Below are 13,965 nucleotides of genomic sequence, written 5' to 3'. Positions count from 1 at the left end.
GTTCCCCAGTTAGGGTGCGGAGGGATCATGATGCTCATCACCATGGATGACCGGATCGCCATCACGGACCTGATCAACCTGCACGGCCACCTGACCGATCGCGGGGACTTCGATGGTCTGGCGACGCTGTTCACCGAGGACGTCGTCTACGACGTGTCGACTCTCGGTGGCGGCGAACTGGTCGGTCTCGCGGCAGTCCGTGAAGCCGGCCTGGCACTGGCCGACGCCAACCCGGTAGCCCACCACGTGACCAATATCGTGCTGCGCGAGACGGCGGACGGCACGGTCTCCGCCCTGTCCAAGGGATTCGGGGTCATGGCTGACGGATCGACCGGCAGCGTCACGTACGAGGACACCGTCGAACGAACGGCTGCCGGATGGCGTATCACGCACCGAATCGTGCGCGCCCGACGCAGGCCCCTGCAGCAAGACTGACTCCAACAAGATCCAGTGTCCGCTCCTCGCCTCATGGGAAACTGCCCGACGAGGAGATCCTGAATCAGCCACAGGCTCCTTCGACCTGCTGAAGCCACGCTCTGTCGTCAGCGTTCAACGTGTCGTCGTTCAGCAATGTGTGCAGCAGGGAAGCCTTTCGCAAAGAATGGCCCAGCGCTGTTCGCGTTCCGGATGATCGCTAGGCCGTGGATTCGCCGACTGTCCGGAGGGCCTGGCTGCACACATCCTCGTGGGACCACCCGAACGCACCGTCCGGCTCAGGAGGGCTTCGTCGGGGGCTGCTCGACGCCCTGCAGCGTGGCGGTGTGCCGGTCGAGGATCGCCGTGGAACGGCGGGAGAACCCGGTGAACAGACGCAGTTGTTCGTCGGAGTACTCCTCGATGAGGGCGAGGTAGTCGCGGCTGAACTCGTCGAGGGTCTGCTGCAGGCGCTCGTACGCCTCGCCGCGTACCAGCTCGATCGTCACCTTGCGCCGATCGGCGGGATCGCGCTGCCGGCGCAGGAAACCGGCCTGCTCCAGCCGGTCCAGCATCGCGGTGATGGCGCCGCCGCGGGTGAGGCCGATCTGGCGGGCGAGGCGGCCCGTGGGCATGGGACCGTCCTTGTCGAGTACGCCGAGGCAGCTGATGTCGGTCACGGTGATGCCGGCCCGCGCGGCGAGTGCGGCGTGGAACAGGACCGCGGCTTGGGCCGCCGCGCGCTCCAGGTGGTACAGGTCGGTGACAAGCGAGCCCCGTGACATCGACGTTGACACCCGGCCACCCTCCCCATAAAGTCTCGGAATTAGAGAGAATCTAAAACCGAGCAGATCGCCACGCGAGAAGCTCTGTCCCGTGCGTCTGCTCCGACCGTAGCAAAAGTCGGAGGACTGACATGATCACCGACGTCGCGCCCCAGCGGAGTGGAGCCCGCCCGTGGCTGGCCTTCGCCGTCGTCCTCACCGCCGCCTTCATGGACCTGGTCGACGGCACCATCGTCAGCATCGCCCTGCCGCGGATCCAAGCCGACCTCGGCGCCGGCTACGCCGCCGCGCAGTGGATCCTGGTCGGCTACTCGGTCACGTTCGCCCTGGCCCTGATCCCGGGCGGCCGCCTCGGCGATATCTACGGCCGGCGCCGGGTCTTCCTGATCGGCATCGCGGCGTTCACCGTAGCCTCGATCGTCTGCGGCGCCGCCACGACCGCCCCGGTCCTGGTCGTCGCACGCCTGATCCAGGGCGTCGCCGCCGGCCTGATGGTCCCGCAGGTGATGTCCGTGGTGGTCATCCTGTTCCGGAACGCCGAACGGGCCAAGGCCTTCGCCCTGTACGGCGTCACGCTCAGCCTCGCCAACGTCAGCGGCCCGCTGCTCGGGGCGCTGTTCACCGAGTACAGCGTCTTCGACCTGGGCTGGCGGGCGATCTTCTACGTCAACGTGCCGGTCGGCGTCCTCGCGCTGCTCGGCGCGCTGCGCTGGCTGCCGGAGTCGCGCTCGGAGACGCCGCTGGCTGTCGACGTCGCCGGCATCGTGCTGATCAGCCTCGCCTCGCTCGCCCTCATGTTCCCGGTGATCCAGGGCCGGGAGGCGGGCTGGCCGAACGGGATGATCGTGCTGCTGGTAGCCGCGGTCCCGCTGCTCTGGGCGTTCGCGGTGGTGCAACGGCGCCGGGACAGCCGCGACGGCTCGGCTCTGGTGCCGCCGGACCTGATGCGGCAGCGCTCGTTCGCGGTCGGCCTGATCGTGCTGCTGATCGTCTTCTCCGCGCTGGCGTCGCTGTTCCTGGTGCTCAACTACACGCTGCTGACCGGGTACGGATGGAGCCCGATGCGTACCGCCCTGACCGGCCTCGGCTTCCCCGTCGGCATCTTCCTCACCACCGGCGTGGCCCAGCGGTTCGCCACCACCCAGGGCCGCAGGCTCATCCAGATCGGGCTGACCGTCATGGCCGCCGGCATGGTCCTGCTCATTCTCACGTTCACCCGCGAGGGCATGACCGTCACCTTCTGGCAGCTCGCCGCGCCGATCCTGGTGATGGGTCTGGGCATGGGCCTGTGCGTCTCCATCGTGACCACAGTCGTGCTCGCCGACGTCCCGCCGCGCAGCGCCGGTGCTGGCTCCGGAGTGACAAACGCGGTGCTGCAACTGGGCGCGGCCGTCGGTGTCGCCATCGTCGGTGCCATTTTCTTCGCGCTGCTCGAGTCCCGCAACTTCCCGGACGCCGCAGGAACGGCGCTGTCGTACAACGCGGCAGTCATCGGCCTCGCCGTCCTGCTCACTCCGCTCCTGCCGGCGGCCGCCCGCGCCCAGCAGGCCGCGGAGGCGTAGACGCCTGTCACGGCTCTCTCCTTGATTCTCAGCGGCCGCCACCTGAAGAACAAGACTGTTTCTTCGTCCGTGACGGCGGCAGTCTTTCGTGGCATGGTCGCTGACAACCAAGCTGTAGATCTTGCTCGCCGGCTGTCTCATGTGCGCTGCTCGGCGGGGGCACCGGGTCAGGCAAGAGCACCCTCGCCCGCGCCCTGGCCGAGCGCTACGACGTGCTGATCTACGACGGCGACCGCGCGGAGCGCAGCTACGTCAGCCGGTGCACCGCGCGCGAGCAGCCGTACCTCTGGGCATTGCTGCACGCTTCGCCGGCGCAGAACTGGAACAGCCGCAGCGCCCAGGACATCTTCGAGTCGATGCCGAGCCTGCACGGGGAGACGTTCGGGTTCGTGGTCGATGACCTGCTCGCGATGCCCGCTGAGCGACCGGTCGTGGTCGACGATTTCCGTACGCTGCCCGGCGAGGTCGCTCCGCTGCTGACCTGGCCGGAGCAGGCGGCCTTCCTGCTGCCCACGCCGCGCTTTCGGGATCGGGCGCTGCGGGCAGCCCAGGGTCGTGACGCGCCTGATCGAGTCGCCCTCAGCCGAGGTGCAGCAGCAGGACCTGGTCGTCGCGGAGGTCGGAGATGCTGTCGCGCAGCAGCCTCAGCCCGTCCAGGCCGGCCGTCCCGCTCTCCTCGAACTCCATTCCCATCTCATCGAAGTGGGCGGTCAACTCCTCCGCGCGGTGCCTGCCGGGGTCGAGCTGGTCCAGGAACTGCCGGTGGGCTGGCGTGATCACCACGGTGAAGCCGAGCACGCTGTTGATGGCGTTCGACTCCGCATCGAACTCCGACTGCTGCAGGTCGACCCCGCGCTCCTCCAGATAAGTCAGGACGTACAGCATGCAGTAACCGGACCAGTCGTACTCCTGGCGCGCCGGGCTCCCGTGCTCCGCGAGGTACGAGTGGAGCGACGACGACGATGTGGCGGCCCGGTGGGCCAGTTCGGTGACGCTGTCCCTGGGGACCACGGTCAGTGACGTGATCGCGGACATCACACCCCCCGTCGTACGACTCCGCCGCTGCGACTGTCAGTCGGCTCGCCGGGCAGGCTACCGGGAGGGGGTGACACGCTTCGGACAATGTGTGGATGTCGAGTACGCCAACCTGGCCCAGCAGGAGGTTCACATGGTGTATGGCACGCGCGGTGAGTTGATCGAGCGCCTGGCTGCGGCGGTCGGGTCAGTCGTGGTCGCCCACCCGACACGGGTCGCCGTCGACGGACCACCCGCTGCCGGCAAGACCACCCTCGCCGACGAGTTGGCGGCCGCCCTGCGCAAACAGGGCCGCGACGTCATCCGCGCCACGATCGACGATTTCGTCCACCCCCGGGCACAGCGCTATCCGCGTGGCGAGTACTCGGCCGAAGGTTGCTACTACGACACCCACGACTACGACGCCCTGAACCGGGTCCTGCTGGATCCGCTCGGCCCGGGCGGAGATCGACGCTTCCAACACGCGATCTACGACCACGCCGCGGATGCTGTGCTATCTCCGCCGGTCACGACTGCCCCGGCCGCCGCCGTGCTGGTCTTCGACGGCGTCTTCCTCCTGCGCCCGGAACTGGTCGATCGCTGGGAACTGCGCCTCTTCGTGTCGACGGCACTGGAGAGGACCGTGGATCGTGCCGTGAGACGCGAGCGCCCGGTGTCACCTCGGGCGGCCGTCGAACGACGCTGGCGCGAGCGTTACATCCCCTCCCAGCAGCTCTACTTCGCTGCGGCTCGCCCGGCCGAGCACGCGAACATCGTCGTATACAACGACGATCCCGAACTGCCGGCCTGGCAGATCGCCTGACGTCCCACGAGCCCGTCGGACGGCCCGCTGGATCCATCCCCACCCTAGGGGTCGCCGGGACTCTGCTCGCGGGTGCGCCTGATGCTGGCGACCTCACCCCTGATGGGCAGCCAGTAGAAGGGGATGAACGCGGTGACCACGACGAGGCCGACGACCGGATGGAGAGCGCCCAGCGCGGTTCCGGCGGCGATCCAGACGGGCGCGGGACGGAACCGTCTGCTGATCGCCCGGGCGGTGTCGTTGTCGGTGGTGGGGGTGAGCAGGCGCCGGCCAGACCTGGCGTACTCCCAGATCACATTGAACAGGAGGGCGGCCACCTCGTAGGTGGCCCCGTAGAAGATGAGTGCCGTTCGCTTGCCCTCGCCGGACTCGAACGCGTGGGCCAGGAGGGATGAGGCGAACGGCAGGAACGCGATCACCATCAGCAGCAGGGTGTTGAGCAGGAGCAGCATGCGGTCGGCGGAGCGGATGTGATCGAACATGACGTGGTGGTTCACCCACATCTGCCCGATCAGCAGGAACGTGATCGCATAGGCCACGTAGGAGGGCCACAGCTCGATGAGGCCGCGAAGGAGGTGCGCAAAGTCCTCCGGCGGACGGATCTCCAGGACGAGCAGGGTAACGGCGATGGCAATGACCGCGTCGCTGAACGAGACGACCCGCTTCGGATCTCGCTCCGCACCGATCGGGTTGCTGGACCTGGTCGCGTCCTTCCTGGGGGCGCGGCGAGCCGCGCGGAACCAGCGCATGAGCCCCCCCAACTTTTCGGTGCCGCCGGTTTCCCGCCGCCGCGCGAAGCAAACCGCCGGGCCAGCGGCCTGCCGTCGGGGTCGGGCCGTCAAGCCGCGGTACGGCCGCCCGGGAGGCGAGTGCCCCATCGCAGCGGCACCCGTACCGCGGGGCACCAGGTGTGCCGGACGCATGGTTGTCTGGATTCCGACGTCAGAAGACACGTGGGGAGCACACCGTGACCGAGCCTTACCAAGCCCCGCAGCCGCAGCCGCAGCCGCAGCCGCAGCCGCAGTCGCCGTACCAGCCGGGCGGTCCGGTTCACCCGCCACAGCAGTACCAGCCGATCGGGCAGCAGGACCTCGGTTCGGGCCAGCCCGGCCACCTGCCAGCGCCGACGGGCGGGGGAGCAGGGCGCAAGCCGCTGCTGTTCGCCGGCGTCGCCTTCGTCGCCCTCCTGATGCTCGTGGCCGCCGGCTTCACCGTGTACGAGGGGTTCATCAAGGAGGACTCCGGGCTCGCCGCCTGCAAGCGGCTGGCTGAGGGCAAGAGCCCGGACGGCAGCACCATGGGCTCCGGGGACCTCAAGCTCACCGAAGCCGAGTATCGGCAAACGCGGGAGGTGTTCGAGGACTCCCGGTACGAGGACATTCGCAAGCACGGCACCACGCTCATCGACATCGCCTGGCGGATCTCGCAGCTGCCGAAGGGACAGGAGTCGGATGCGTTCGGGTTGCTCACCGCGGCGGGCACCGCGTCGACGGGGCTCCAGACGGCCTGCGCCGACCAGGGTGTGCTCATCAAGACGAACGTCGAGTAGCGGAGCGCTGCTCACCGCCCACCAGCGCCTCCAGCCCAGGCGGTGACGTCCTCAAGCGGCCACGCCGAGTGCTGTCACCCGACCTGCGAGGTCGCCCCGCGACTGGGCCGGTACGCCGATCGAGGACATCGCCTCCACGTACCGTCGGTACGCCTGGGCGGCTTCGCCGTGTCGGCCCGCCGCCGTCAGCGTCCGGACGAAATCGCCGTGCACGCCCTCGTCGTGCGGTTCCAGCTCCAGCGCACGACCGAGGTGCCGGAGGGTCTCGTCGGTCTCGCCGAGGGCGTGTGCCAGCGCGGCCAGCTTGCGGACCACGCGTAGGTAGACCCGACGTGCCTCCTCGCGGGTCGGTCGGGACCAGTCGTCGTACGGCTCGTCCTCCAGGAAGTCGCCGCGGTAGCGCTGCTCGGCGAGGAGGAGCGTGGCGCGTGCGCCGTCTGTCGCGCCGTGCTCGGCCAGGCGCAGGCCGTGTGCGGATTCGGTGAGGAACTCCTCGACATCCAGTTCCACGTGACCGACGTCGAGCGCCAGGCTGGGGTGCGCGGCGATGATGAAGTGGTCGGTGGACGTACGACGCTGCGGGTCGAGCACGCCGCGGAGGGTGGACAGGGCCACGGACAGCCGGTGGCTGACCCGGTCCGGGTCCTGGGCGGGCCAGAGCATCTCGCCGAGCTGCTCCCGGGGCACCGCGCGACCGCGCCGGGCGGCGAGGATGCGGAGCAGGTCCCGTGCCTTACGGGACTGCCACGCGGTGGCCTGCACCTGCGCGCCGTCCACGAACACCTCGAAGCGTCCGAGGGTGCGGACGGTGACCTGGGCGACGCAGCGGGGGCGCTGCCGGTTGAGTGCCGGCGTCGGCACGCCGGCGTTCGTCAGCCGCTCGGCGGCCAGCCGGGCATCGACCCGCTCCTGCGGGTCCGCCCCGGGCAACCGGCTGAGCAGCACCGCGATCCGGTCCGCGGCCACGGCCGACCTGATGTCGCGTAGGGTCGCCGCTGCCTCCCGCCAGGCGTGGCGGGTGTCGTCGGAGTCGACGGTGGCGGCCCCGCGAAGCTCCAACGCCTCGGCGAGCGCCGCCCGGTCACGGTGCAGCCGGGCCGCGGTGGACGCCAGCAGTGCCACCTCGGCGGCCCGTTGGTGGTCGCCGATCTCCAGGGCCACCCAGCCGAGCGCGAGTCGGGCGGTCGCCGAGTCCGGGCCGCGTTCCAGTTCGACGGCGCGCTGGGCCAGGGCGATCGCCGTGGCGCTGTCCTCGGCGGCCAGCACGCGGGCCAGGCCGGCGAGCGCCGGCACCTGGATCTGCTGGTCGTTGACGGGTTCGCTGGCGCGCAGCGCCTCCTCGTACGCCGCGCGAGCCAGGTTGGTCCGGCCCCGCAGCGCGTGGACGTCGCCGATACCCACCAACGGGTACGCCACCTTGCGGGACCCCATCCGTTGCAGCAGCGGTACGGCGCGTTCGTAACACGCGGCGGCCTCGGCAAGCTGACCGAGGTGGAAATGGGCTCCACCCTCGTTGCAGAGTGCCAGTGCGAGCATCGCGGCGTGCCCGTTGGCCTGGGCCAACTCCACCGCCGGGCGCACCTCCGCCAGCGCTTCGAGGTATCGGCCCTCGCCAACCAGGGCGGACGCGCGGTTGGCGCGGATGCGCGTCACCTGGATGGTGTCCCGGGCGGCCTCGGCGGCCCGCAGCGCCTTCTGGTGATGTTCGTCGGCTGCCGGTCGATCACCGCGCAGTTTGGCGTCGAGGGCGAGCGCGGTGTGCGCGGCGGCGAGGGCCGCTTCACTGCCGACCGCTGCCGCTGCCGCAAGGGCCCGTTGGGCGTTGCCCCGGCACGCCTCGGTGTCCCCGGTCGTCCACTGGGCCGATGCGGTCCAGGCGAGCAGTCGGGCGTTGTCGGTGGACGGGTGCTCGTCGAGCACTCCGCGTTCGAAGACCTCAAGGGCGGACTGCGGTTCGCCGCGCAGGTAGTGCACGAGGCCGTACTGCCAGGCGAGCCTGGCGGCGAGGGCGCCCTGATGATCGTCCAGCGCGGCGTAGACGGCGAGTGCCGCGTCGAAGTCGCCGCACATCTGGAGCGCCTCCCCGTGGAGCAGCCGCAGACCGTCGGAGCGGGCGTGCTCGGGGAGGGCCTGGAAGGCGTCGACCACGGCCTCGGCGCCGCCCGAGGCGAGCAGTTCCGCGCCGTGGTCGGCGAGGATCAGCGCCGTCGCGTCCAGGCCACCCGATTTCCGGTACGACCGCAGGGCCGGGACGAGGTAGCCGTGCTCCGCGTACCAGGCTGCCGCCCGCCCGTGCAGGCGTCGCGCCGCCGTCGGGTCCAACGGGAATCGGCGGCGGGCGGCGCTGGCGACGACAGGCACCATCCGGTACGCGGGCCCACCGCCCGGCACCGGGACGAGGATGCCGCCGCGAGTCAGTTGGTCCAGTCGATGGCCCCCGTGTCGGTGGCCGAGGAAACGGCTCAGCTCGGGGTGGACCAGGTCGAGGTGCGCCGCGTCCCGCAGCAGTCGGTGGACTTCGGGCGGCAGCTCCGCGAACACCTCCCGGACCAGGTAGGACTCCAGTGGTGTCCCCGGCTCGGCCGGGTTGTCCCGGTCCGTGCCGGTGGCGGCGGCCGTTGGCGCGGCACGTGTGACAAGTGCCGGCCAGCCGTCGGTCTCGGCGTGGACCCGCGTCGCGAGCGCCGGGTCGGTCAGGCCGTGGTCGGCGGCGAGCACGGATGCCACCTGCTCGGGTGAGAGCCGGAGATCCGCCGGACCGTACTCGGTGAGCTGGGCCGACTGTCGCGGGGACAAAGTCGGCGGGTGGCGGGTCACCAGGACGACCCTGAGCTGCTGCGGTAGGCGTTCCAGCGTGTCCAGCAGGGTCTGTAGCCGGCGGCGGGAGAGGCGTGGGACGTCGTCGAGGACGAGCCAGCTCGGTTCGTCGACGCACGGCGCGATCCCGGCACCGAGGGTGCGGAGCCATTCCGGCCCGGCCGTCGCCAGCGCCGCGACGTCCGGTCCGTCGCACCACCGCACCGAGCGGTCGCCCAGCCAGCGTCGCACGGCGAAGGTCTTGCCGTAGCCGGCCGCGGCGACCACGACGGTGCAGCGGCGGCTCCATCCTCGATCCGTCGTGGCGTTCATCCGCTGCCTTCCGGTCGACGCTGGTCCAGGTCCCCATTGGGCGCTCTGCGGGTGGCCGTGGGTACGCGAGCGTCGCCGTTACGACACCGAATCCCGGCGCATTTGACGCCACCTTGACGGCGCTCTGAACCCCGCCTCGAAGGATGTCCCGGGAAGGCACGCGGAGGGCGATCAGCCCGGTCCGCGTCTCGCGAATCGATCGGATGAGGAGTTGTGATGGCAAGAGTGCTGTCGGGACGCGCACTGCTCGCAGTGCTGGTCGTCCTACCGACGCTCACCGCGTGGAATGCCGCGCCGGTAAGCGCCGCCGGTGGGTCAGGGCCAGGAATGTTCGACGACGAGCCGGTGGACCGCGACGTCGAGTTGGCGCGGCTGGGCTACCGCAACGGTGTGCGGGTGGTGTTCTCCCGCGACGAGCTGTCCGGCGACTGGGGTCTTCGGCAGGACGGGGAGATGGGCCGCAACGCACCCCTGGCGTACGACGACAAGCAGAGCATGCTGCAGACGTACCTGACCATCACGCCCCGGTCCGTGCCGGTGCCGCGGGTGCTGCTGTCGGAGCCGCCGGCCGGCACGCCGACCCCACCGGAGCTTGCCTACCGGACCATCGTGGCGTCCCCGGTCGTCGCCGACGATCTCGCCGCGCCCACGTCGAGCGCGATGTCCACCACGGCGGTGCGGACCTGCTGGGACCTGTACTGGGACCCGTACAACTGGGCCGAGCTGCCCGGATATCCGAATCCGGCGTCGGTGTGGCACCCGGCGAAGACGTACTACTCGTCGGACTTCGGCGGAATGAAGATGTACTCCTACAGCTACCTCGCCAACTGCGGCGGCGACGCCCGGCACCGGATCTACTACAAGTCGGGCGGGTCCTACTACAAGCACCACGACTACGCCGTGGCATACGCCCACTGGCAGGCGGTCAAGAAGGGTTCGGTGCACCGCTACCGCAAGGTGCACTACGACGGCAATTCGGGGGACACCCGAAACGGCAAGTACGTTGGCTGACGGCGGGCTCTGTCGTCGACCGTGTCCAGTGCGCGACGAACAGAGCGAGGTCGCCGGGCCGCGGAACTAGCCTGACCCCGTGATCTCGACGGCTGGCACGGGCGTGCGGATCAGGCTGCTCGGGCCGGTGGAGGTGGTCGTCGCCGACAGTCCGCAGGCGGTGAACGGCAAACGCCGCAAGGCGATACTCGCGACGTTGGCGCTGCACGTGGGCCGGGTGGTCAGCGTCGACCGGCTCATCGACGTGGTCTGGGGGGAGCAGCTACCGGCCACCGTGGCGAACACGCTGCAACGCCACGTCTCCTACCTGCGCGGAGTGCTCGGCGAGCCTGGATCGATAGTGGCACGCCCGCCCGGTTACCTGCTCAACACCGGGCCGGAGTCCACGGACGTCCAGGCCGCCGAGCGGCTCCTCGAACTGGCCCGGCGGTCGTCGGACCGCAACGAGCAGGTGAAGCACCTGACGGCCGCCGTGGCGCTGTGGCGTGGCCCGCCGCTGGCCGACGTGGGCGGGTCGGCCTGGCTTGAGGAGCAGGCCGAACACCTCGCCCGCCTCCGGTTGGAGGCCGAACGGGCGCTCGCCGAGGCGCGGCTGTCCGTCGGCGAGCACGCGCGGCTCGTCCCCGGGTTGGAACGGCTCGTCCGGCAGCACCCCTTCGACGAGCACCTGCACGCGCAACTGATGCTCGCCCTGTACCGCGACGGCCGACAGGGCGAAGCGGTGACCACGTACCGGCGGCTGCGCGACACCCTCCGGGAAAACCTCGGCATCGACCCGAGTCCGCGGCTCCGGGATCTGGAGTGCGCCATCCTGCGCCAGGACAGCGCGATCGCCGCACCCGCCGCACCCGCCCCGGCCGCGGCGTCGGTGGCGGCGCAGCTGCCTCCTCCCGTACCGACGTTCATTGGTCGGGAGGCGGAACTCGCCGCCCTCGACGCGGTCGTCGACCGGGGCGGCGCCGTCGTGGTGTCCGGGACGGCCGGCGTCGGCAAGACGGCGCTCGCCGTGCACTGGGCGCACCGGGCGGCCGATCGCTTCCCCGACGGGCAGCTCTACGTCAACCTGCGCGGCTTCGACCCGGGGGCCACACCGACCGAGCCGGCGCGAGCGCTGCACGGGTTCCTGGAGGCGCTCGGCGTGCCGGCGGCGCGGATGCCGAGCGATCCGGACCTGATGGTGAGCCTCTACCGCACGACGGTGGCCGGCCGACGCCTGCTGGTCGTGCTCGACAACGCGTGCGACGCGGCACAGGTCCGGCCACTGCTGCCCGGCTCACCCGACTGCCTGACGATCGTCACCAGCCGCGACCGGCTCAACCCGCTTGTCGTCACCGAAAGCGCCCACCCGCTGCTGCTCGACCTGTTGAGCCCTGGCGAAGCCCGGGACATGCTGGTCCGCCGGCTCGGGGAGCGCCAGGTCGCCGCCGAACCCGCCGCGGCCGAGCACATCGTCGACAGGTGCGCGCGGCTGCCCATCGCCCTGGCCATCGTCGCGGCCAGAGCCGTCACCAACCGGCACTTCTCGTTGGCCACGGTCGCCGCCGAGCTGGGCGACCTGGACGCCTTTCACGGGGGCGACGAGGCCACCGACGTGCGGGCGGTCTTCTCCTGGTCGTGCCGGACGCTCAGCCCACCGGCGCTGCGGCTGTTCCGGCTGCTGAGCCTGCATCCGGGCCCGGACGTCGCCGTCCCGGCCGTGGCCAGCCTGGCCGGTCTCACCCCCCAGGCGAGCGGCCCTCTGCTGAGCGAGTTGACCCGGGCGAATCTCCTCACCGAACACTCGTACGGGCGCTACGCGTTCCACGACCTGCTGCGCGCGTACGCCGCCAGCCTCGCCGACGAGACCGAGCCACCGGCCGACCGCCGTGGCGCCGTCCACCGGCTGCTCGACCATTGTCTGCGCACCGCGCACGCCGCCGACCTCGTCCTGCACCCGCACTTCAGCGAGATCAGCCTCCCGCTCGCACGGTTGGGCGTGACACCGGAGAATCCCCGCAGCAGGTCGGCCGCCACGGCGTGGTTCACCGCCGAACTTCCCGTCCTGCTCGCCGCGGTACCGCTCGCTGCCCGCCTCGGATTCGAGGGACACGCCTGGCGGCTCGCCTGGAGCCTGGCCGGCTTCCTGCACCGGCAGGGGCACTGGCAGGACTGGCTCGGCACGCAACGCATCGCTCTCGCCGCCGCGTCCCGGATCGGAGATCGGAGCGGGCAGGCTCAGGCACACCGCAGCCTCGGTCTCGCCTGCTCCCGGCTGCGCCGCTACGACGAGGCCGACGACCACCTGCGGCGCGCGTTCGACCTTTTCACGGAGGTCGGCGACGACGCCGGGCGGGCACACACCTGCCTGAACCTCGGTCAGTTGGCCGAGCGGCGAGGGCAGCACCACGAGGCGCTCCACCACTCCCGCCGGGCGCTGACCCTGTTCCGGCGGGCCGGGAACCGGGCCGGTCAGGGCTACACCCTCAACGCGGTCGGCTGGCAGGAAGGGCTGCTCGGCAACTACCACCGTGCCCTCCAGTCGTGCGGCGAGGCACTGCGGATGTTGCAGGAGGTGGGCGACGTCCAGGGGCAGGCCGACACGTGGGACAGCCTCGGCCACGCCCATCACCAGCTCGGCGACGACCGGCACGCGATCGCCTGCTACGAGCACGCGCTCGACCTCTTCACGCAGGTCAACGACCGGTACGCCGAGGCGAGCACGTACGTCAACCTCGGCGGCAGCCACCGGGCACTCGCCGATCTCGGTGCCACCCGTGCCGCGTGGAGCCAGGCCCTGACCATCCTCGACGAGCTCGGCGACGCCGACGCCGACTCGATCCGCGCCGACCTGGCACAGCTCGACGCCAGTCGACTTCCCTGACGTACCCCGCTTTCCGCGCCGTTTCCGGGCCGCTTCAGCGCGGCCCGGCACTCTTCGGACACCGGTTGTGGTCTTCGAGGAACGGAGCGTTCGATGAAGCGTTTGGCACACCGCCTCGCGGTGGTGGGGGTGGTCAGCGCGACGGTGCTGGCCATGTCCACCGCAGCCGTGGCCCGGACCGACAGGCCGCCGTCAAAGGGCACCGACTGCGTGGTCCAGCAGGTCGACGAGCGCGGCGGAATCGTCAGTACCGAGACCGAGCCCGAGGGCCGGGAGCACGGCCCGTTCCGGTGCGTCGGCGGCCGGTGGACGTTCGCCTGGGACCCGTTCGGAGCGGACGACCTGATCACCGCCGACGAGATCCAGATCGACCCGGCCGGTGCCGTCTCGGTCCGGCGGTTCGCCGGTCCCGCACTCGGTAACGAGCTCACGGTGGGCGAGATCACCACCATCGCCCAGGCCGTCAGCGGCAGCCGCGAGGTGCTGATCGACCGCGCGATCGTGGCGGTCGACGACGGCAAGGAGCGCACCCCGGAGCAGGTCGAGGCGCTGCTGGCCGGCAAGGACACCACCGGCGTACGGGTGCTGGACATCATCGAGAAGCCAACCGCCGCAATGTCGACAAAGGACGTCATCGACGAGGCCGGCGGCACCCCGGAGACGACAGTTGTCTACTTCAGCCTCTGGGGCGCGATCAAGTCGGTGTTCGCGTGGATCGTGGACACGATCAGCGATGTCGGCGAATGGATCGACGACCACTGCGACTGGGGGTCCCCGAACGACGTTGGCGACGTGGTCACGTGCCGCTGGTAGCCCGC

The 13,965-nt window shown here is 70.6% G+C and carries 11 protein-coding genes; 7 read left to right on the top strand and 4 right to left on the bottom strand.

Annotated elements, in window-relative coordinates:
* Positions 1–27: 27 nt before the first annotated feature.
* On the top strand, positions 28–435 hold the full coding sequence (locus ACFYPM_RS24555; protein ID WP_387201181.1) for a nuclear transport factor 2 family protein: 408 nt from the start codon (positions 28–30) through the stop codon (positions 433–435).
* Between the two features lie 278 nt (positions 436–713).
* Here the strand turns inward: ACFYPM_RS24555 and ACFYPM_RS24550 are convergent, their stop codons facing one another.
* Positions 714–1,211: a MarR family winged helix-turn-helix transcriptional regulator gene (locus tag ACFYPM_RS24550; RefSeq protein ID WP_387201178.1), complete on the bottom strand. Its 498-nt coding sequence runs from the start codon at positions 1,209–1,211 to the stop codon at positions 714–716.
* Positions 1,212–1,330: 119 nt separating this feature from the next.
* Between ACFYPM_RS24550 and ACFYPM_RS24545 the strand changes: the two genes are divergently transcribed.
* Complete coding sequence (locus ACFYPM_RS24545) at positions 1,331–2,761, top strand: MFS transporter (RefSeq protein ID WP_387201175.1); 1,431 nt, start codon at positions 1,331–1,333, stop codon at positions 2,759–2,761.
* A gap of 579 nt (positions 2,762–3,340) precedes the next feature.
* On the opposite strand, the gene ACFYPM_RS24540 is transcribed toward ACFYPM_RS24545, so the two are convergent.
* A complete protein-coding gene (locus ACFYPM_RS24540) occupies positions 3,341–3,796 on the bottom strand; it encodes a hypothetical protein (RefSeq protein ID WP_387201172.1) in 456 nt (151 codons plus the stop codon).
* 133 nt (positions 3,797–3,929) lie between these two features.
* On the opposite strand from ACFYPM_RS24540, the gene ACFYPM_RS24535 reads away from it, so the two are divergent.
* Complete coding sequence (locus ACFYPM_RS24535; protein WP_387201169.1) at positions 3,930–4,598, top strand: uridylate kinase; 669 nt, start codon at positions 3,930–3,932, stop codon at positions 4,596–4,598.
* A 44-nt stretch (positions 4,599–4,642) separates the two neighbouring features.
* On the opposite strand, the gene ACFYPM_RS24530 is transcribed toward ACFYPM_RS24535, so the two are convergent.
* Positions 4,643–5,347, bottom strand: coding sequence for a TMEM175 family protein (locus ACFYPM_RS24530; RefSeq protein ID WP_387201166.1), 705 nt, complete (start codon positions 5,345–5,347; stop codon positions 4,643–4,645).
* Positions 5,348–5,565: 218 nt separating this feature from the next.
* Here ACFYPM_RS24530 and ACFYPM_RS24525 point away from each other — a divergent pair, with 218 nt between their 5' ends.
* Positions 5,566–6,147, top strand: coding sequence for a hypothetical protein (locus ACFYPM_RS24525; protein ID WP_387201163.1), 582 nt, complete (start codon positions 5,566–5,568; stop codon positions 6,145–6,147).
* A 51-nt stretch (positions 6,148–6,198) separates the two neighbouring features.
* Here ACFYPM_RS24525 and ACFYPM_RS24520 read toward each other — a convergent pair whose 3' ends face one another.
* Positions 6,199–9,276, bottom strand: coding sequence for a BTAD domain-containing putative transcriptional regulator (locus ACFYPM_RS24520; RefSeq protein ID WP_387201160.1), 3,078 nt, complete (start codon positions 9,274–9,276; stop codon positions 6,199–6,201).
* Between the two features lie 216 nt (positions 9,277–9,492).
* Here ACFYPM_RS24520 and ACFYPM_RS24515 point away from each other — a divergent pair, with 216 nt between their 5' ends.
* The 3 genes from ACFYPM_RS24515 (at position 9,493) to ACFYPM_RS24505 (ending at position 13,960) form a co-directional block, all read left to right on the top strand.
* The gene (locus ACFYPM_RS24515) at positions 9,493–10,287 is read left to right on the top strand and encodes a hypothetical protein (protein ID WP_387201157.1); all 795 of its coding nucleotides are present in this window, start codon (positions 9,493–9,495) and stop codon (positions 10,285–10,287) included.
* 79 nt (positions 10,288–10,366) lie between these two features.
* Positions 10,367–13,147 (top strand): BTAD domain-containing putative transcriptional regulator, encoded by a 2,781-nt coding sequence (locus ACFYPM_RS24510; protein WP_387201155.1) that lies wholly within the window; start codon positions 10,367–10,369, stop codon positions 13,145–13,147.
* 93 nt (positions 13,148–13,240) lie between these two features.
* On the top strand, positions 13,241–13,960 hold the full coding sequence (locus ACFYPM_RS24505; protein ID WP_387201152.1) for a hypothetical protein: 720 nt from the start codon (positions 13,241–13,243) through the stop codon (positions 13,958–13,960).
* Positions 13,961–13,965 lie beyond the last annotated feature (5 nt).

This window comes from Micromonospora sp. NPDC005203, from assembly GCF_042872705.1.
Taxonomy (GTDB): Bacteria; Actinomycetota; Actinomycetes; order Mycobacteriales; family Micromonosporaceae; genus Micromonospora.
This window is presented reverse-complemented; position numbering and strand designations above follow the sequence as displayed.